This is a genomic window from Lentzea sp. NBRC 105346, from assembly GCF_030269605.1.
In the GTDB taxonomy this organism is placed as follows: Bacteria; Actinomycetota; Actinomycetes; order Mycobacteriales; family Pseudonocardiaceae; genus Lentzea.
Genome location: NZ_BSTQ01000004.1, coordinates 265,736 through 284,396 on the forward strand (window position 1 = coordinate 265,736; position 18,661 = coordinate 284,396).

Consider the following 18,661-nt stretch of genomic DNA (forward strand, 5'->3'; position numbering starts at 1 on the left):
CACGGGCCCGGCAACGTATCGCCCCGAACGGTTTCCGATCATCGAGGGGATGACATGACACGCTACAGACGGGTTTTAGCCGGTTTGCTGATGTCGGCAGGGCTGGTGGCAGGGCTTGCTCCAGCGTCGGCCGATCCGGGGCCGGCCGCGCTGGGGCGGCTGTCGGTGTCCGGTGCGGACATCGTCGATCCGGCCGGGCACCCGATCGTGCTGCGGGGGTACAACTGGGGCCAGTGGGGCACGGTCCAGCCGCAGGACCCCGGTGACAACGTGGCGGCGGGCGCGAACTCGGTCCGCATTCCGTTGCGCTGGTGGGGCGAGTGGAAGGACGGCGTGGACAGCCGTGACCCGGACGCGCCGGGCCACATCTCGCCCGCGCACCTCGCGACCCTCGACCAGACCGTCGCGTGGGCGAGCAGCCACCACATGTGGATCACGCTGTTCGTCGACTCGGACTACGGGCAGGGGGCCGGTGGCCGTCCGGACAACTTCTGGACCAACCCGGAGAAGAAGCGGGAGTTCGCCGAGGTCTGGCAGTTCCTCGTCCGGCGGTACAAGTCGACCGCGTACATGGGCGCGTTCGAGATCCTGCCCGAGCCGAAGCCGATCGGCGTCGACGACGCCGGGGTGCGCGCGTTCTACGACGAGATGATCGGCGTGATCCGCGGTATCGACCGCCGGACCCCGGTTGTGGTGGGGCCGAACGACAACTACAACTGCGGTCACCTCGCGGGCGCCTACACCACGGTCGACCCGAAGGTCATCTACACCTGCAACTACTTCATCTTCGACAAGCCGCTGAACCGGATTCCGGGCATCGTCGACTTCCGGAACACCCATCACGCGCCGGTGTGGATCAACCAGGTCGGCATCGAGAGCGGTGACACCGACGCCAAGTTGAAGGCCCGCACCGTGCTGCGCGCGTTCGAAGACAACAACATCGGCTGGGCGTGGTGGACGTACCGGATTGTCGGTACCAACCCGAACACGCACGGCATCTACTACCGCGACCCGTCCGATCCCAACGCGTGGATCGTGAAGGCGGACTGGCTCGCTCTGGTGAACGGCTTCCTCGCCGCGTAACGCCGAACGGGCTCACCAAGGCGAACACGGATCGCCTTGGTGAGCCTTTCGGCCGGATGAGCGATTCAGGCGCCGGCCAGTGCCGCGGCAGGGGGCCGCAGCAGCGACTTCAGCTCTGGACCGCGGTCGGGATGCACCTCGATGCACCCGCCGAACTGCCCGTGCAGAGCCGACTCGATCTCGGTCAGCAGCTGGGCCATCAGGCGGGCTGCCCGGTCAGCCGTAGCGGCCCTGGCGACGACGTGCGACCGGGCACCGGATGGCCCGATGTCGTCACTCAGTTGCACCAGTACGACGTGGTCGCGGGAGAGTCGCATCGACACCCGGTCGCATCTGCCGGTCCAGATCCTCGTGACCAGGTCGGCGCGCACCACGCCGCTCTCCTCGGTGCGCAGCCACACCCGTGCTGACGTCGGGAAACGGCGCTCGCTGGGGCTCATACCCAACCTCGATTCCAACCCGTTCGGTGACTTATACCCACCGGTGTCGACTGTGCACAATGAGTGAGCATCCTGGGAAGTCTCGAGCGGCGCCCAAGGTGTTGAAAACCCGGCCGTGTTGAACACCGGAGGGCTGGTCATGCGGCGGCGAGTCCCGAACGTGCAGCTCCGCCTGCTCCTGGCCGAGGCGGGCTGGACCGGCGAGGCGCTGGTCCGCACGGTCAACGAGCTCGGCGTCGAGGCCGGTCTCACGCTCGGTTACCAACGATCGTCGGTCACCCAATGGTTGTCAGGCGTTCGACCGAGGTCACCAGTCCCGGAACTCGTGGCCGAAGGACTCTCCCGCGCGCTTGGACGTCGTGTCACGGTCGGTGACACCGGACTCGGCCGGACCGGCGAGACCGATCTGAGCGCATGGTGGGGGGATGCCGTGGAGAGGCTCGCTGACGCGGGGCGCAGAGCGCTGCTCAAGGGCACGACGTACACCGTCGCGGCCCTCGCCGTGCCCACGTGGGCGGCCGTGAGCTCGTCCCGGCTCGGCGGCGCCGGCCAGGCGGCCGGGGACGGCACGCCGGTGGGGCGCGCGGAAGCGGAGTCGGCGGCGGCGATGATCCGCGTCTTCTCCGACAGCGACACGGCACTCGGCGGTGGGTACGCCCGGCAGGCGCTGGCCGGTTACCTGAGCACCACCATCGCGCCCTGGCTCCGTGCCGACACGGCTCCGGCCGTCCACCGTGAACTGCTCACGACCGCGGCGCGACTGAGCTATCTGTGCGGCTTCATGTGCTTCGACGACGAGTTGCACGGCAGTGCCCAGCAGTACTACCTGACCAGCCTGCGCCTGGCGGCCGAAGGCGGCGACGGGTACGGCTACGCCATCGCGTTGCGGGCACTGAGCGTTCAGGCGCACCACCTGGGGCACCACCCGCAGGCGCTCGACCTGGCGGAGAGCAGCGTGCGAACGGCCTCGGCCGCGCCCGCGCACAGCCGCGCGTTCCTGTTGGGACAGCTGGCGGTGGCCCAGGCCGCCGTCGGCAACCGCCGCGACGCCATGGCGACGCTGGCCGCCGCGGACCGGCACCTCGCCCGCTCCTCCAACTCCTCACCGGCCGTGGGCGCCTACCACCCGGCGTCGCTGGCGCACCAGCACGCGGCCACAGCCGTCTCCCTGGGGGATCGCGCGACGGCGATCCGGGCGCTGGCGTCCTCACTTCGGTGCCGCCCACCCCACGAACGTCGCTCCCGTGCCATCACGCTCGCCCAGCTCGCGGAGCTCCAGATCGCCGAGGGCCGGCTCGAGCGGGCCTGCTCGACCTGGCAGGACTTCCTCGACGACTACCCGCTGCTGAGTTCGCGGCGAGCCGACCGGGCAATGGCCTCGTTGCGAGCGCACGCGCGGGCGCATCAGCGCAACCCGGTTGCCCGTGCGTTGCTGGAGCGGGCGCGCAGTCTGGTGACCGCGTCGCGCCGGTGATCCACCTCGGCGGCGTACGACGCCGGGTGCCTCAGCGCGTCCCGGTCGCCCGTGCGTTGCTGGAGTGGGCGCGCAGTCTGGTGACGGCCTCACGTCGGTGAGTCACCTCGGTCGTCACCCGACGGCGTACGACGCTCAGGGGTCCGAGGCCGCGCAGCACTTCGATCACCTCGTCGACCAGGGCCGGATCACCGGGCGCGATCCCGACGGTCGCCGCCTGAACCAGCCAGTGCGCGCGGAGCCGGCCGACATCCGACAGCTCCCGCACCTGGCCGTGCGTGTGCGGGACGTCCTCGGTCCACCCGCACACCAGCAGAAGATCGCTGGCACTCGCCACGGACCGCAGCGCCTCCCGCCGATCCGATGCGGCATAACAGAACTCGTCGGGATGCTGGCCACGCAACCGTGGAAACCGCCGCCGCAACGCGGCGAGGATCACCGCGGCGTCCTCGACGGGGATTCCGGGCAGCACCACGAAGGACAGCCGCTCCGGATCCACACCGTCCACTGTGGCCACGTCCTCGACTCGGCTGACCAGAACGGTCGCCACACCGGTCAGCGGAGCGGCCCGGCGGCCGATCAGGATCACCGTGTCACCGCGCGCGGCGAACTCGCGGACTCTCACCAGCGCGGTGGCCAAGGGCGAGTCTTCCGGCGTGGTCGCGGCGATCAGCACCCGCCTGGTGCGCAACACGGCCGACCACGTCTCGACCAACTGCTCCGCCGCGTCCAAACCGGACTCGTCGTCCTCGTGCGCGGCGACACCCAGTCCGCTCACGCCGTCTTGGCCCAGCCACGTGGTCGCGAAGAGCACGGCGTCGCCGGTGCCGACCCGGACCGTGCCCCGGCGCACCCGGCGGTCAGCCTGGCGCAGGCCCGCGGCGAGCAGCGGAGCCGCGCGACACTCGGCCCATCCGCGCCGGGGATGGGCGAATCCCGTGGCTACTACCACTTCACCCGGTGCGACACCGGATGCGGACAACCTCGCGCGTTCAACACTCCGGTTCATGTCGGCAGCTTTCTCCGGTGGTGCCGGTGAACTACTGGCCGCGATCGGTCTACCGTGAGTAGACCGGGCCTGCAACCAGCGCTCCCGATCGGGTGAACCGGACGGGCCTCCCCAGGTGACCGAGGAGGCCCTTCCCGGTCAGCCCTCGACGCGGTGCGACGCCCAGAACGGCGTCAGGTCCGTCGAGCCCGCAGCGGCCTGCGCCGCCGCCTTGAACTCGGCGGTCGTCGAGACGCCGTACCAGTGCGACTGGGCGTAGGACTTCATCAGGTTCGCCATCGCCGTGTCACCGATGAGCCGACGCAGGTCGTGCAGCGTGCACTTGCCGTAGTTGTAGACGACGGTGGAGTAGCGCGAGGAGTGCGCGTCCCAGTACGCCATCGAGTTGCTCAGCTTCTCCGCGCTCGACTGCCAGGTGATGCCGCAGCCGCTGCCGCTGATACCCCGGTAGAGGTCGGTGGCGTAGTCGGTGAAACTTTCGTCCAGCCACGGCGAGTTGTACTCGTCGTTGCCGACGATCCCGTAGAACCACTGGTGCGCCAGCTCGTGCGGGAGGGCCACGTTCGACACCAGGTCGAGCACGAACCCTGGGTACTCCATGCCGCCGAACCAGAAGTTGTTGTCCAGTACGACATCCATCTCCTGGTACGGATAGTCGCCGAACCGGCCGGAGTGCACGTCCAGCGCGTCCTTCGCCAGCGTCAGCATCGAGTTCGCGCTCCCGCTCGAGATCCCGCTCGTCCCGTAGACGTTGACCTTGTAGCCCTTCGCCGACGTGCCGGAGATCTTGGAGAACGGACCGGCCGCCCACGCGAACTCTCGCACGTTGGCCGCGGTGGCGTGGGTGATCGTGTTGCTGCCGCTGACGGTTTCCGCCGACGTGCCGGTGGCCGGCGTGAGCAGTGCCGTCGGGTGCGTCAGGGTGACGTCGAAGTCGCTGATCAGCGCGTAGAACGACTCGCCGTTGTCGGTGTACGGGTCGAGGTGCCAGCCCGCCCCGTCGCGGACCGCGAGCACCGGCAGCGCGTTGCCGATCATGTTGTACGCGCCGTCGTGGCCGAACCGGTCGGCGCCGCTGGGCACGACGATCTTCAGGTCGAACCCGATGGTCGCGGACTGTCCCTGTGCCAGGGGACTAGGCAGGGTGATCTTCAGCGCGGTGCAGTTCACGCTCAGCGCGGACGGCGTGCCGCCGGTGACGTTGGTGACCGTGATCGGCGTCGACGGGCACGTGCCGTGGTAGTTGTCCCACAACCGCAGGTACACCTCGGGCAGAGCGGTCGGTGCGCCGTTGGTGAAGCCGACCGTCTGGTGGCCGGTCCAGGTGTCGCCCGCGGTGTTGGACGTCAGGTTGACCGTGTACTTCGGGCTGATCGGCGTCCGGGCGGAGTCCGGCGGCGTGCCACCGCCGGAGGTGGTCAGCGCGAAGTCGTCGAGCAGGAAGTTCGTCACCAGGCTGGAATCCTCGGATCCGGTCACCGTGAGCGTGACCGTCTGGCCGAGATACGCGGACACATCAACGGTCTTCTGCGCGTATCCGGTGTTCTTGTCCAGGTTGGAGTAGCTCGCCAGGGTGGCCGAACCGGCCTTCACGGTCAGCTTGTCGTACGCGACCGAGCCGGTCGTCTCTTTGGTGTCGATGTGGATCCAGAACGTCAGCGTCGCCGAGGAGCAGCCCGACGGCAGGGTGACGGACTGCGACAGGGTGTCGGTGTGGGTCGTGCCGTCGCCGCCGAGCCAGGCGTCGGTGTTCCCGCTGTGCGCGGGTTCCGCGGTGGTTCCGGCGGTGATGACGCCCGCGGTCTGGGTCCACGGCGTCGTCCCGTTCTCGAAGCCGCCGTTGACGATCACCTGGTCACCACACGTGGCGGCTTGCGCCGGCGTGGTGGACGTGGTGACGCCGAACAGGGCGACGGCGAACGCGAGCGCGGCAGGGAGCGCTCTTGTGGTCATCGGATATTCCTCTCTGCAGGGGCAGGCACAGGGTCATCCGATGGAAGGGTGTCCAGCAAGGCTCGGCTTTTTGACTGGTAACGAAGAAGACCGCTTTGTCCTCTGGTGTCCTGCTGTCGGTGGCTTTGCCGCTGCTCCGCTTGCGCAGCGGTCAAGGCTCTTTCGTTTCATGGTCGAACCAAGACCTGGCCGCCGCAGTGTTGTGGGGCATGAAGACTCTGCTCGCATTGGCACTCACCCTCGCTCCCACCCCGGTCCCGGCGCACGACGACGTTCAGCTGCAGACCGCGGGCAACTGCCGGTTCGGCACGATGTGGATCGTCACGGGCGACTGGGACGGCAAGGGCGGCGACGGCGTCGGCTTCGTCGACGCGTCCGGCTCCACCCTGAAGTGGACCGTTCGCAACGCGCTCAGCGCGGGGCCCGCCGACAAGACCTTCAACTTCGGCGAGAAGTCCGCGGCCCCGCTGGTCGGGAACTGGGACGGCGCGGCCGGCGACGGTATCGGCACCGCCGACACCAGCAAGGGCGCCGAACTGCAGTGGAAGATCAGGAACTCGGCCTCGGCGGGCGCGGCCGAGAAGACGTTCTCCTTTGGCCCGTCGAACTCTCGCTACGCCGTAGCCGGCGACTGGGACGGCAAGAGCGGTGACGGCATCGGCGTCGTCGTGGAGAGCGGGAACGACTTCGAGTGGCGCGTCCGCAACTCCGTCGGCGCCGGGAGCCCATCGAAGATCTTCCCGTTCGGTACCAAGGCCGAGAGCGCGGAGGTCGGCAACTGGGACGGCAGCAGCGGTGACGGAATCGCCACGGTCTCCCGCGGCGACGGGCTCGGGTTCAAGCTGCGCAACAACGTGAGCGCGGGATCGGCCAACCACTCGTTCAACTTCGGCAGCGGCAAGACCGACTGCCCGGTCACCGGTGACTGGGACGGCGACGGCGTCGACACCGTCGGCATCGTGCGACTGGTCCAGGTCGGCAACGACATCGTGCGCGAGTGGCAGCTGCGCAACAGCAACAGTGCCGGTGCCGCGGACGTCGTCTTCCGCTTCTGAGATCGTGAGTGGTTTCCGTTGCTATCACGACGGAAACCACTCACGACCCTGGGCCTGCAACCAAGCTGCACCCGACCTGCAACCGATCACTACCGGCCGGCGCCGCCAGGTGGCGCGAACCTGGTGGCGTCAGCCGGTAGTTGTGGGTTCAGACGGGAGATCCAAGTGCTCGGTGTACGCGTTGCCGTGGTGCTGGCCGCCGCCTCGATCGTGGCGTCCTCGATGGTGGGTGTGGTCGAGGCCGCCGGGGACCCCATTCGGCCGACCGGGGGAAACCCCGTCAAGGACCAGTACATCGTGGTGCTCGAGGACAACGTCTCCACGCCGTCGGAGGACGTCGGGTCCGAGCTCACCCGCAAGCACGGCGGCAAGCTGCGCAAGGCCTGGTCGGCCGCGCTCAAAGGGTTCTCGATGGAGATGACGGAGGAGAAGGCGCAGCGCCTGGCCGCCGATGACCGCGTCGCGTACGTGGAGCCGGTCATCGAGATGCAGGTCGAGGAGACGCAGTCCGGTGCGACGTGGGGGCTGGACCGCATCGACCAGAAGGCTCTGCCGCTGGACACCAAGTACAACTACGCGACCACGGCCGCGAACGTCACCGCGTACATTTTGGACACCGGCATCCGCTTCTCCCACACCGAGTTCGGCGGCCGGGCGGTCCGCGGGTTCGACGCGATCGGCGACACCTACAACGGTCAGGACTGCCAGGGCCACGGCACGCACGTCGCGGGCACCGTCGGCGGCATGACGTACGGCGTGGCGAAGCAGGTCAAGCTGGTCGCGGTCCGGGTGCTCAACTGCCAGGGTTCGGGCACGAGCGAAGGGATCATCAGCGGCATCAACTGGGTGACGGCCAACGCCGTGAAGCCCGCGGTGGTGAACATGAGCCTGGGCGGCGGCGTGAACTCCTCGCTCGACCAGGCGGTGCGCAACTCGATCGCCGCCGGCATCACCTTCGCGATCGCCGCGGGCAACGGCAACTCCTCGGGCGTGCCCCAGGACGCCTGCACGCTGTCCCCGGCCCGCGTCACCGAGGCGATCACGGTCGGCGCGATCGACAAGACCGACACCAAGGCGTCGTTCTCCAACTACGGCACCTGTCTCGACCTGTTCGCCCCCGGTGTGTCGATCACCTCGTCGACGATGACCAGCGACACCTCGTCCGGGCTGATGAGCGGCACGTCGATGGCGACGCCGCACGTCGCCGGCGCGGCGGCGCTGTACCTGGCGGCCAACCCGACGGCCACCCCGCTGCAGGTCCGGGACGCGCTCGTGAAGGCCGCGACGCCGAACATGGTCAAGAACCCCATGACGGGCTCGCCCAACCTCAAGCTCTACACCGACGGCCTGGCCGCGACGCCGCTGCCCTCGGTGTTCAGCAGCTCGACCGACGTGCCGATCCCCGGCACGGGCACGGTGACGAGCCCGATCACCGTGATCGGCCGGACGGGCAACGCCTCCACCACGCTCAAGGTCGACGTGAACATCAAGCACACCGCGCGCGGTGACCTGGTGCTCGACCTGATCGCGCCGGACGGCACCGCCTACCGGCTGCGGAACGCCGCGACGACCGACACCACGGACAACCTGGTGGGGACCTACACCGTCAACGCGTCGAGCGAGCTCGCGAACGGCCTCTGGAACCTGAAGGTGCAGGACGTGGCCCACATCAACGACAAGGGCTACGTCGACTCGTGGCAGCTCACCTTCTGATCATCCGATCCGGTGAGCACTCGAAATCCGGACGCCCGGGTCAGGTCTGCCCGATGAGCACGTGCCCCCGAAGCACACGTGCACAGGTGGAGGCCTGACCCAGATGCCCGACTCACGCACGCCCGTGCGCCACAGCTGGATGGCGCCCGCCGTGGCCTTCGCGGCCGCCCTGACCATCACGCTGGCCGCGACCCGGGACCAGCCGGTCGAGCCGGCCCGTGCCGACCTGGTGGTCGATGTCGACGACGAGGTCACCGAGATCGTCGAGGACCGGATGGTGACCTACCGGATCACGGTCGCCAACAACACTCACCGCGACCTCCACGGGCTCGAGCTCGCGGTGACGTCGTCCGCCAGCCTGGACGTGAGCCCGAGACGGCCGTGGCCGATCGACGTGGGTGCCGGCGCCACGGCCGTCGTCGAGGTGAACGGTGTGCTGCACGATCCGCCCCAGCACCTGGTCGAGGTCGTCGTCACGGCGTGCGTCTCGGGCGATGCCGCCCCCACGGTGTGCCGGTCCGACGTCGACAGCGTCCCCGCGGGGGACGACGGAGACGGCGGCTGGAGCTGGCTGATGATCGTGATGCTGATCGGTCAGCTGCTCGTGACGCTGCCGATCGTGGTGCTGGTGGGGGCGGCCGCGTTCCGGTCACGCAAGCGGTGACCTGCGGTTGATCTATGACCGGGCATACGTCCCGGTCAGTGTCACCCACACCGTCGTGGTGCGGTGAGCTGCTCGCCCGTTGTGCTACTGAGAATCATTTTCTCGCCGTGAACCACTCGATCGAGTGGAGGCATGACAGTGGTGCGTAAGCGTTGGAGGTGCGAGGGTCTGGCATCGTGTCCGGATTGCGCTGTTCGGCCTAATTGGAAACTGACGGGTTTCAATTGGTAATTTCGATGAGTTTTTCAAAGAGGTATACGTGCGTCTGATCCGGGTCGCGTTGGTCGAATCATTGCCGCTGATGAAGTGCGGTGTTCAGACGGTCGTCTCCGAGCATCCGTTGCTGGAATGGGCGGGCGCGGTGAGCACCACTCGCGAAGCCGTTGAGCTGTGCGAGTCGGCGCGTCCCGACGTTCTGCTCATCACGTCCGCCAGTGATCCGGGATGGCACCGCTGTCAGCTGCTGACCCGGCTGTTCCGGCAACTCACCGTGGTGGTGCTGCTCGGTGCGGACGCCCGCACCGCGGACCACATCGCGATGGCCCGCCTGCACGGCGTCCGGGCGCTCGTGCCGCTGGAGGCCGACCCCGGCCGGCTGGTCGCGGCGATCACCGCGGGCGTCTCGGCCGGTCACTTCGTCGATCCGTCGCTCGCGACGGGGGCGGCGAGCGTCTCGACGCGCGGGACCAAGTCACTGTCCCGCCGGGAGTACGAGGTGCTGCAGTTGATCGCGGAGGGGCGCACGGCGGTGCAGATCGCCCTGCGGCTGCAGATCACCGCCGAGACGGCGCGCACCCACGTGCGCCGCATCCTGCGCAAGCTCGAGGCGAGGGATCGGGCCCACGCCGTGGCGAGGGCCTACGAGCTGTCCGTTCTGTCGAGGTGAGATGTTCACGACGAGGTGGTGGCATGTGGTGCGGTCCCTTGACCCGCTGGTTGTTGTCCCGGCGGCGCGAGCTGGTCGTTCCTTACCGGGACGTGCGCGGCCGGCGGACGATCGCGGTGGTGCGCAAGAGCATGGGGTTCGTGCGGCTGGACGGGGACGGCTTCGGGCCGATCTACCTGTCGGCGTCGCGGGTCGACCAGCTGCGCGCGGCACTCAGGACGGCGGTGTTCGACCTCGATCGGCTCGACGAGCGGGACGCGGGGCCGGGTCTGGTGGTGGACATCCCCGCGCAGCGGACCGGCGAGGCGCGACCCGGAAAAGTCGATCACCCGGCGGGGTGATGGCACTACCCAATTTTTGGGACGTTCTTCGATGTTTGGCTGCTCGATCGTGTGTCCCTTCGCGCTTTGGTGATGTCGGCTTCCTTGCAAGATCAAGCGGTTGTACTTTGTGAGTCCACGTCGGGGCGAGGAATGAAGGGTTTTCACGACCACCTTGAGGCGGTGAAAATGGACGGCGAAGTCCACGACATCGAATTCGGCCTGGTAGAGGCGGTTCGGTCGGGGAACCGTAGTGCGTTCAGCGAGCTCTATCGGCGGAATTTCGCGGCCGCGCACGGCTTCGCGTGCAAACTGACGGGAACGGCGCAGGGTGCCGACGACCTGGTCGCCGAGGCGTTCGTCAAGGTGTTCACCCGGATCATCGCGGGTGGCGGCCCGACTTCGATGTTCCGCGCCTACCTGCTGACGACCATCCGCACCACCTACTACAAGCAGCTGGCCCGCGAGCGCATGGTCGACCGGTACGCCGAGGTCACCGACAGCATGCTGCCCGCGGACGACAGCGACCCGTTCACCGACCGGCTCGAGGCCCAGCTGGCGATGAAGGCGCTCGGGAGCCTGCCGGAGCGGTGGCGGACCGTGCTCGTGCTGCTGGAGCTGGAGCGGCTGACCACGGCGGCGGTCGCGGACCTGCTCGGACTGCGGGCGAACGCGGTCGCGGCACTGGCGTTCCGCGCCCGTGAGGCGCTGCGGGTCGCCTATGTGCAGATGCACGTCAAGGCCGCGGCCGAGGACGTGTGCCGGGAGTCGGTGAACAACCTGGCCGCGTTGTTCTGCGGCCGGCTGACCCGTGGCCGGCGGGACCGGGTGCGGGAGCACCTGCGGACGTGCGACGCGTGCGCCAGTGCCGCGACCGAGGTGTCCGAGCTGTTGGCGCAGCTCGCCCGGCGCGTGCCGCGCACCCGTCCACTCGCGGCCTGACGCCGATTCGCGAGAGGGTTCTCACTTCACGCTTGGGGTCACCCGATCGAGTTAACGCACACCAGTGGTCGGAAAATACCGATCCGCGTTGTCCCAGATCTGCGGTAGCGCTGTGTGTGCGCGGTTGAGAAACCTTGTCACGTTTCGGTTCGATGTGTTCTTCAAGCCACATCGATGTCCGGCGTTCCCCGTACTCTGCTCGCGAGTTGCGCGCCATAGGTCCAGGAAGGGGCGGGATCGGTAGTGCCCTTGCGGGATGTCGTCGGTCTCATGCAGGAAGCCGTGCTGTTGCTGGATGCCGACCGCCGAGTGGAGATGGTGAACAGAGCCGCGGCCGATCTTCTGGGTGACGAACGCATAGTCGGCCGCACGATCAGTGAGTTCCTCCCCGAGGACACGGCGGCGGTGCTGGGCGATCTATGTGACAAGGTCACGGAACCCGGTGCCTGCGTCGAGCACTTCGCCGCGGCACCCGATCCGCTCACCGACCTCGGCCGTGCTCCGTCGATCTCCGTGCGCGTCGCCCGCGTGGACGACGTCGTGCTGTGCACGTGGCTACCCGGTTGGGTTGGAGACGGAGGCGACCACGAGCAGGTCACCGCGGCGGATCGGATGGAGCTGGCCAAGGCCGCCGACGCGCTGGGCGACACCGGCTTCGGCCTGTTCTCGCTCGACCTCATGAGCGGCAGGCTGATCGGATCGAGCGGCCTGCGGGTGATCTTCGGTGAGTCCGATCTCGAGTCGGCCGTGTCGGGCTCCGCTGCCTGGCGGGCACTGATCACGCGCGGAGAGCCGATGGACGTCGAGATCGAGTTGGACTCCGAGCGCCGGGTGCGGGTGACCGGGCGGGTCGAGGCGGGTGCCGACGGCCATCCCGCTGTCGTGCGCGGGCTGTGCAGCGTCGTGCGGTCGTGAACCCGCGTTTCTGACGCGGCGCAAGCATTTCCGGGGCACGTCAGTCTTTCGTGTGTTCGCGGATAACCGACGCGCGGCGAACTGATCTGTCACTGCGTGCGCGAACTTCGGGAATGCAACGCGTCCGGCGCCCTCGACGCCACGAGACGCAGGCTCCTGCTGACGGGAATCGACGTGTCGGCGTGGGCGATCGCGATCACCACTGTGACGTGGTTCCGGCTCGCCCGGGATGCGACATACGTCGATGCCGTCCGGCTCCTGTGTTTCATCCTGCTGGTCCTCGCGATGGTCCCGGTCGTCGGCATGGCCGCGCGCCTTTACCAGGGGCGGGTGGGCGGCATCGAGGAGTCGGTGCGGCTCGCGTGGGTCGCATTGCTCACCGGAGTGCTGGCCGCCGCCATGGATTTCGTGGTTCCGCTGGTGCCCCAGGCGATCCCGATGAACGCGGCCCTCGTCGCGGTGGTCATCGGCTGGTCGGCACGGCAGGTGATCCGCCGCGACTACGCGAGCACGCGGCGAGTGATCGTCTTCGGTGCGGGTGACACCGGGGAGCGGCTCGCGCGCTCCATGATGGACGTACCCGATTGCGGGTACCAGCCGGTGGCGTTCCTCGACGACGCGCCGGTTCAGCGGGTGTCGCGGATCGGCGGCGTACCGGTCCGCGGCACCCGCCACGACATCGCGAAGGTGGCGGCGCGAACCGGCGCTTCGCTGCTCGTCCTGGCCGTGCCCTCCGTTGACGCCGAGGTCCTGCGGGCGGCGCACGACGCAGGCCTGGAAGTGCTGGCACTCCCGGACGACGCGCCCGAGGCGGATGTCGCCGACCTGCACGTGCTCGACGCCGTCGCACCACCCGCCGGTGCCGTCCGCGAACACCTCGCGGGCAAGCGGGTCCTGGTCACCGGTGCGGCCGGGACGATCGGTGCCGAGCTGTCCCGGCAGATCCACCAGGCCGGGCCCGCCCGGCTGTTCCTCCTCGATCGTGACGTGCCGGGGTTGCACGACGTGCGCGGGTCGATCGGCGGTGCGGACGTCCTGCCGGTCGACATCCGCGACTCCGAGGCCGTGCGCGGGGTGTTCGCGCGGTGCCTGCCCGAGGTGGTGCTGCATGCTGCGGCGTTCCAGCACGGGCGGTACCCGCTGGAAGCGTGGCGCACCAACGTGCTCGGCACGTACTACGTCCTGGAGGCGGCACTGTCGGCCGGTGTGCGCACCTTCGTCAACATCTCCGCGGACGAGGCCGCCGACGCGACGTGCGTCCTCGGCCGCTCCGAGCGCATCGGCGAACGCCTGACGGCCGACGCGGCGGCCCGCTCCGGTGGCGAGTACCTGTCCGTGCGGCTCGGCGACGCGAGCCCGGACGCGGTGCGGCAGGTGCTCACCCAGCGGCCGGCCGGGGTCGCCGCGCCACCGCTCGATCCCGCGCACCTGTTGTCGCTCGCCTTGGGGGACAACGAGATCGCCGCGATGACCGAGTGCGCGGGTATCGCCTCGTGAAGGTCGTTGTCACCGGCGGCGCCGGATTCATCGGCGCCAACCTCTGCCGTGAGCTGGCCGGTCGAGGGGCCGACGTGGTGGCGCTGGACGATCTCAGCACCGGGCGGCGCGAGAACCTCGCCGGACTCGATGTGGAACTGCGCGTGCAGTCCGTGCTCGACCGTGACGCGGTGATGTACGCATGCGGGGGTGCCGACGCGGTGGTGCACCTCGCGTCGGTCCCGTCCGCGACGCGGTCACTGGTGAATCCGCGGCACAGTCACGACGTCAACGCGACGGGTGCGCTGGAGGTGCTGGAGGCCGCCTGCGCGGCCGGAACCTCCGTGGTGCTCGGCTCTTCGGGCTCCGTGTACGGCCGCAACCCGGCGTTGCCCAGGTCGGAGGAAATGGCCTGTACACCGCTGAGCCCGTACGCCACGGGAAAGCTCGCGGCGGAGCACTACGCGTTGTCCTTCCAGCAGTGCTTCGATCTCCCGTGCGTCGTGTTCCGCTGCTTCAGCGTGTTCGGACCGTTGCAGCGTCCCGATCACCCGTACTCCGCGGCCGTGCCCGCCTTCATCTGGGCGGCGCTGCGCGGCGAACCGCTTGTCGTGTACGGAAACGGCGAACAGACCAGGGACTTCACGTTCGTGGACTCGGTCGTGGACGTGCTGGCCGAGGCCGTGCGGCTCAGGTTCAGCTGTGCCCGTCCGGTGAACCTGGCGTTCGGCACGCGCACGAGTATCAACGAGCTCATCGCACTGCTGTCCGCCCTGTTCGGCCGCGAGCTCGACGTCGTGCGCAGGCCGGCCCGCGCGGGAGAGGTGCGGCACTCCCAGGCGTCCGGGTCCGTGCTGCGCCGGGCGTTCCCGCGGGTCAAGCCGATGCCGCTGGAGATCGGGCTCAGCCGGACCATCGAATGGGCGGAACGGTTGCTGCACGCGGAGAACAGGTCCACCGCATGAGTTCAGCGTTGCGCGTTCTGCTGGTGTTCGAGACCGACCGGGGATGTGCGTGGGCGGTGCCGCAGGCCGACGCGTTGCTGCAGCGGGGACACGAGGTGGTCGCGTTGCTGCCGCCCGGTGACGGCGATCTGCGGCACGTGCTCGCCGAGCGAGGTGTGTCCGTTGTGGACAATCCGCTCGGCGTGCGGCCATCGATCGCCGGCGTTGTGCGGTTGCGGCGCACATTGCGGCAACTCGCGCCCGATGTACTGCTCCACCACCGGTTCACCTCGGCGCTCGCGATTCGGATCGCCGGTGCCGCGCTCGGGGTGGCGTGGGTGCGGATGGTCGCCGGGGCGAGCCACCTGGAGGCTCGATCGGCCCGAACCGTCGAACGGGTTCTCGCCCGGTTGGATTCGGTCACCGTGTGCGCGAACCGCTTCACGGCGCGGGCCTACCGGGCGATCGGCCGGCCGACCGGCCGGACTCCCATCATCCCCTACGGGGTGGACACCCGGCTGTTCCGGCCGGTGGGGCCGGCGGAACGAGCCCAGGTCCGCGTCCGGCTCGGCGTCGCCGACGAGGACTTCGTCGTCATCATGGTCCCGCCGGCCCAGTTTGGCCACAAAGGATCGCACGAGGTGGTGCTGGCGGCGTGGCGCAGGTTCCGCGTCGAGCACCCCGGCAGCCACCTGCTGCTCGTCGGCGCAGGTGAAGCGGGTGCCCGGCACCGGGCGAGGCACGCTGCGGCGATGCGGCCCGGTGAAGAGAAAACGGTGACCTGGCTGGACACCGTGGAGGACGTCCGTCCGTACTACGGTGCGGCCGACCTGAGCGTCTCTCCGTCGCGGTCCGGCTGCCACGGCAATGTGCTGGAGGCGAGCGCGATGGGTGTGCCCAGCGTGGTCGGCGACGCCGGCGGCCTGCCGGAGGCGGTCGACCCCGCCGCGTGCTGGGTGATACCGGCGGACGACCCCGGCGCGCTCGCGACCGCGCTGCACGAAGCCTGGGCGGAGCACCGGATCGGCGGCCTGTCCGAACGCGGGGAGGCCGTGCGCGACCGGGTCGTGCGGTGCTTCGACAGCACGCCGGCGGCGGAGGAACTGGCGGACGTGCTGGAGAGAAGCGCGGACCGTGGGCGGGTCAGCCTGTTCGCCGAGCAGAGGTGTGCCGGCGACTCCGAGGTCTACAGCGATCGGGTGCGCCTCTTCACGAGCCTCTCGGCGATCGTGCGCAAGGTGCTGCGGGCACGCGTGATCGTGGTGCGGCAGCCGGGCGCGATCGGCGTCGTGGCCGCGACCGTGTGCAAACTGTTGCGCCGCGAGTATTTCGCCGAGGTCGTCGGCGACCCGGCCGACGTGCCGACCACAGGCCTGCTCGGGCGGACGCTGGCACGTGCGCTGATGCGCCGGGTCGTGCGAGAGGCGTCGGCGGTGCGGTACATCCCGGACGGCCTGTTGCAGCGCCGCTACCCGGCGGCTCCGGGACGTTTCACCACGGGCGTGCCCGACGCGCAGGTGTGCCGCACCGAGGCGCGGGACTGGCGTCCCGCGCCGCACCAGATCATCGCGATCGGTGACCAGGACCGGCCGCACCACGGGCACGACGTGCTGCTCCGTGCCGTGCGCAGGTTGCTGGACGACGACCTCGACGTGCGGGTGGTGCTGGTCGGTGGCGGCAGGAGACGCGATGGTCTGATCGCGCTCGCCGGGAAACTGGGCCTCGCCGACCACGCCCACTTCACCGGACCACTGCCCTACGGCGAGGTCGTCGCCGGGCTGCTGAACTCCGCCGACCTCTTCGTGGCGCCGTGCGCGGCGGGAACGGCGCACTCGTTGATGACGGCGATGGCGTACGCGTTGCCCGCGGTGGGCACGTGCGCGGGCGGCATCCCGGACCTGCTCGAACCGGACTGCCTGGTGCCGCCGGGCGATGACGCGGCACTCGCGACGGCCGTGCGGCGGTTGCTGACGGACAAACGGGCGTGGGAACAGCAGTCCCGCCGCAACCTCGAGGCCGCCCGCGCGTCCGGCGGCCTGCCCGAGTGGCTGTCCATGACCACGACCTGGGAAAGGACGACATGACAACTCCCATCAAAGTGGTGCACGTGTTCGGCACACTCGACCGCGGCGGTTCCCAGATGATCGCGCTGAGGCGGTGCCGGGGCATTCCCCCTGAGCGGGTGCACCAGGTCTTCGTGACGATCGGCGCGCACGAGGGCATGCTGGCGCCCGAGTTCCGGGAAACGGGCGCCGACGTCGTCAGGTGCTCGTTCAGTCCCAAGTGGACTTTCTCGCTCCGGCTGTTTCGCCTGCTGCGTGCGCTGCGGCCGGACGTGATCGAGTCGCATGTGGACCTCAGGGGTGGCCTGGTCCTCGCGGTTGCCGCCGCCGCGGGCGTCCGGGTGCGGATCGCCAGGATGCGGGGCGACGGGGACGGGCAGCCCGACAGGCCGCTGCACCGGTTGCGGCGCAAGCTGTTGCGCGAGTTGATGTGCAACTCGGCCACCAGCGTCATCGGCGTGACCCGCGCCGCGCTGGCGTTCGCGGATCCACCCCCGCACGACTACCGGTACCGCGTGGAGCCGGACCAGGTCGACGTCGACCGGTTCGCCTCGATGCGCCGCGCCGTCCGGGATCGCTGCGCCGGGCCGGTGATGACCCACATCGGGCGCGCCACACCGGAGAAGAACCGCGCGTTCCTGCTCGGCGTGCACGCCGAGGCACGGCGGTTCCGCCCCGACGTGCGGCTGACGCTGGTGGGACCCGGTGGGATCGAGGACCTCGTTTCGGTGGAGCCTCGGGTTACGTCCGATCCCACGGTGCGCCTGCTCGGGCCGACCGACCACGTGGACGAGGTGCTGGCCAGGACCGACGTGATGCTGCTGCCGTCACGGCGGGAGGGACTCCCGAACGTGGTGCTGGAGGCGCTCGCGGCGGGGGTGCCCGTGCTGGCGTCCGACCTCCCCGGCCTGCGCGAGCTCGCGGCTCGGGTGCAGGGACTGCACCTGCTGCCGCTCGCGGCGGGGCCACAGGTGTGGGCGGAACGCGCGCTCGAGCTGGCGGGCACGCCGGACTCGGAGCGCGACCTGATCAGCGAGGCGATCCGTTGTTCACCGTATGCCCTGTCGCCGGGCGACCAGTCGTGGAAGGCGATGTGGTCGGCGCGGCGGTGAGCCGCTTCTTGGCGTGGCGCCGCCCGACGAGGGGCCGGGCGGCGCCACACCCGCGCTTCGGCACACACCGAAGGAGCGCGCCGTAGCTGTCAGGACCGGAGCGCGTGCCTGGCCGAGCCGGTACCGGGTGCGCAGAGCCGCCACGCGATCTCCAGTGAGGTGTCCAGGCAGCGGTGCAGTCGCCAGGGCGCGCCGGACGTCAACCGGGTCCGCTCGCCGGACACGGTGAGGTGGGTGCTTTCCGTTGTGCGGTCGCAAAAGGCGATTCGCAGTGCCTGGTCGCTGTCGCGCCGCGCTTCGCCGACGGTCATTCCGCAGAGCCGGGACAGGACTTCGAGGTGGTGTGTCGCTATCCGTCTACTGCCACCGGACAGCCCTAGTCGCCAACGGTGGCCCCGGTCGAGGAACGCGCACACCTCGGTGTCGACGAAGCGCAGGCTCCAGTGCGTGTCCAGGTCGAGCCGCAGTTCGTAGTCCCGTTCGTCGCTGTAGAAGACGAGGAAAGGGGTGCGCAGCCGCTCACCGACCTCGACCACGAAGGTGCCCGCCAATTCCGCTGGATCAGCCATCACAGTGCGACATTCTTACCTTGTCGTGCCTGGTGAATCGCGC

Annotated in this window: 17 protein-coding genes; 13 read left to right on the forward strand and 4 right to left on the reverse strand. The window is 69.4% G+C overall.

Going from position 1 to position 18,661, the window contains the following annotated elements:
* The first annotated feature begins 90 nt into the window (after positions 1–90).
* Positions 91–1,083 carry a glycoside hydrolase family 5 protein gene (locus QSK35_RS11180; protein WP_285744959.1) on the forward strand — a complete coding sequence of 331 codons (993 nt, stop codon included), beginning with the start codon at positions 91–93 and terminating at the stop codon, positions 1,081–1,083.
* A 65-nt stretch (positions 1,084–1,148) separates the two neighbouring features.
* Here QSK35_RS11180 and QSK35_RS11185 read toward each other — a convergent pair whose 3' ends face one another.
* On the reverse strand, positions 1,149–1,523 hold the full coding sequence (locus tag QSK35_RS11185; RefSeq protein WP_285744961.1) for a hypothetical protein: 375 nt from the start codon (positions 1,521–1,523) through the stop codon (positions 1,149–1,151).
* 115 nt (positions 1,524–1,638) lie between these two features.
* On the opposite strand from QSK35_RS11185, the gene QSK35_RS11190 reads away from it, so the two are divergent.
* The gene (locus QSK35_RS11190; protein WP_285744967.1) at positions 1,639–2,997 is read left to right on the forward strand and encodes a tetratricopeptide repeat protein; all 1,359 of its coding nucleotides are present in this window, start codon (positions 1,639–1,641) and stop codon (positions 2,995–2,997) included.
* A gap of 31 nt (positions 2,998–3,028) precedes the next feature.
* Here QSK35_RS11190 and QSK35_RS11195 read toward each other — a convergent pair whose 3' ends face one another.
* Together QSK35_RS11195 and QSK35_RS11200 are read right to left on the reverse strand one after the other, a co-directional pair.
* On the reverse strand, positions 3,029–4,006 hold the full coding sequence (locus QSK35_RS11195) for a hypothetical protein (RefSeq protein ID WP_285744969.1): 978 nt from the start codon (positions 4,004–4,006) through the stop codon (positions 3,029–3,031).
* Between the two features lie 138 nt (positions 4,007–4,144).
* On the reverse strand, positions 4,145–5,959 hold the full coding sequence (locus tag QSK35_RS11200) for a M1 family aminopeptidase (RefSeq protein WP_285744970.1): 1,815 nt from the start codon (positions 5,957–5,959) through the stop codon (positions 4,145–4,147).
* 209 nt (positions 5,960–6,168) lie between these two features.
* On the opposite strand from QSK35_RS11200, the gene QSK35_RS11205 reads away from it, so the two are divergent.
* From QSK35_RS11205 to QSK35_RS11255, 11 genes are all read left to right on the forward strand, one after another.
* Positions 6,169–7,014 carry a hypothetical protein gene (locus QSK35_RS11205; protein ID WP_285744971.1) on the forward strand — a complete coding sequence of 282 codons (846 nt, stop codon included), beginning with the start codon at positions 6,169–6,171 and terminating at the stop codon, positions 7,012–7,014.
* A 165-nt stretch (positions 7,015–7,179) separates the two neighbouring features.
* Positions 7,180–8,727: a S8 family peptidase gene (locus QSK35_RS11210; RefSeq protein ID WP_285744972.1), complete on the forward strand. Its 1,548-nt coding sequence runs from the start codon at positions 7,180–7,182 to the stop codon at positions 8,725–8,727.
* Positions 8,728–8,830: 103 nt separating this feature from the next.
* Entirely contained in the window at positions 8,831–9,391 is a 561-nt protein-coding gene (locus tag QSK35_RS11215) for a hypothetical protein (RefSeq protein ID WP_285744974.1), read from the forward strand.
* Positions 9,392–9,650: 259 nt separating this feature from the next.
* Entirely contained in the window at positions 9,651–10,277 is a 627-nt protein-coding gene (locus QSK35_RS11220; RefSeq protein ID WP_285744976.1) for a response regulator transcription factor, read from the forward strand.
* Positions 10,278–10,315: 38 nt separating this feature from the next.
* The gene (locus QSK35_RS11225; protein WP_285744978.1) at positions 10,316–10,618 is read left to right on the forward strand and encodes a hypothetical protein; all 303 of its coding nucleotides are present in this window, start codon (positions 10,316–10,318) and stop codon (positions 10,616–10,618) included.
* A 168-nt stretch (positions 10,619–10,786) separates the two neighbouring features.
* Entirely contained in the window at positions 10,787–11,539 is a 753-nt protein-coding gene (locus QSK35_RS11230) for a sigma-70 family RNA polymerase sigma factor (RefSeq protein ID WP_285744981.1), read from the forward strand.
* Positions 11,540–11,782: 243 nt separating this feature from the next.
* Positions 11,783–12,454, forward strand: coding sequence for a PAS domain-containing protein (locus tag QSK35_RS11235; protein WP_285744983.1), 672 nt, complete (start codon positions 11,783–11,785; stop codon positions 12,452–12,454).
* A gap of 96 nt (positions 12,455–12,550) precedes the next feature.
* Positions 12,551–13,951 (forward strand): polysaccharide biosynthesis protein, encoded by a 1,401-nt coding sequence (locus QSK35_RS11240; protein WP_285744985.1) that lies wholly within the window; start codon positions 12,551–12,553, stop codon positions 13,949–13,951.
* Positions 13,948–14,895: an NAD-dependent epimerase/dehydratase family protein gene (locus tag QSK35_RS11245; protein WP_285744986.1), complete on the forward strand. Its 948-nt coding sequence runs from the start codon at positions 13,948–13,950 to the stop codon at positions 14,893–14,895. The genes QSK35_RS11240 and QSK35_RS11245 overlap by 4 nt, the downstream gene beginning before the upstream one ends.
* Positions 14,892–16,958, forward strand: coding sequence for a glycosyltransferase (locus QSK35_RS11250; RefSeq protein ID WP_285744988.1), 2,067 nt, complete (start codon positions 14,892–14,894; stop codon positions 16,956–16,958). Before QSK35_RS11245 ends, QSK35_RS11250 begins: the two co-directional genes overlap by 4 nt.
* Positions 16,955–18,049 (forward strand): glycosyltransferase, encoded by a 1,095-nt coding sequence (locus QSK35_RS11255; RefSeq protein WP_285744990.1) that lies wholly within the window; start codon positions 16,955–16,957, stop codon positions 18,047–18,049. Before QSK35_RS11250 ends, QSK35_RS11255 begins: the two co-directional genes overlap by 4 nt.
* Positions 18,050–18,138: 89 nt before the next feature.
* Here the strand turns inward: QSK35_RS11255 and QSK35_RS11260 are convergent, their stop codons facing one another.
* Positions 18,139–18,618, reverse strand: a complete 480-nt coding sequence (locus QSK35_RS11260) for a hypothetical protein (RefSeq protein WP_285744991.1) — start codon at positions 18,616–18,618, stop codon at positions 18,139–18,141.
* Positions 18,619–18,661 lie beyond the last annotated feature (43 nt).

Excerpts from the sequence above, each read along its gene's own strand:
- QSK35_RS11260 (WP_285744991.1), bottom strand. The coding sequence starts at position 18,618 with ATGGCTGATCCAGCGGAATTGGCGGGCACCTTCGTGGTCGAGGTCGGT.
- QSK35_RS11250 (WP_285744988.1), top strand. The coding sequence starts at position 14,892 with ATGAGTTCAGCGTTGCGCGTTCTGCTGGTGTTCGAGACCGACCGGGGA.
- QSK35_RS11215 (WP_285744974.1), top strand. The coding sequence starts at position 8,831 with ATGCCCGACTCACGCACGCCCGTGCGCCACAGCTGGATGGCGCCCGCC.
- QSK35_RS11230 (WP_285744981.1), top strand. The coding sequence starts at position 10,787 with ATGGACGGCGAAGTCCACGACATCGAATTCGGCCTGGTAGAGGCGGTT.
- QSK35_RS11205 (WP_285744971.1), top strand. The coding sequence starts at position 6,169 with ATGAAGACTCTGCTCGCATTGGCACTCACCCTCGCTCCCACCCCGGTC.
- QSK35_RS11200 (WP_285744970.1), bottom strand. The coding sequence starts at position 5,959 with ATGACCACAAGAGCGCTCCCTGCCGCGCTCGCGTTCGCCGTCGCCCTG.
- QSK35_RS11180 (WP_285744959.1), top strand. The coding sequence starts at position 91 with ATGTCGGCAGGGCTGGTGGCAGGGCTTGCTCCAGCGTCGGCCGATCCG.
- QSK35_RS11185 (WP_285744961.1), bottom strand. The coding sequence starts at position 1,523 with ATGAGCCCCAGCGAGCGCCGTTTCCCGACGTCAGCACGGGTGTGGCTG.
- QSK35_RS11195 (WP_285744969.1), bottom strand. The coding sequence starts at position 4,006 with ATGAACCGGAGTGTTGAACGCGCGAGGTTGTCCGCATCCGGTGTCGCA.
- QSK35_RS11255 (WP_285744990.1), top strand. The coding sequence starts at position 16,955 with ATGACAACTCCCATCAAAGTGGTGCACGTGTTCGGCACACTCGACCGC.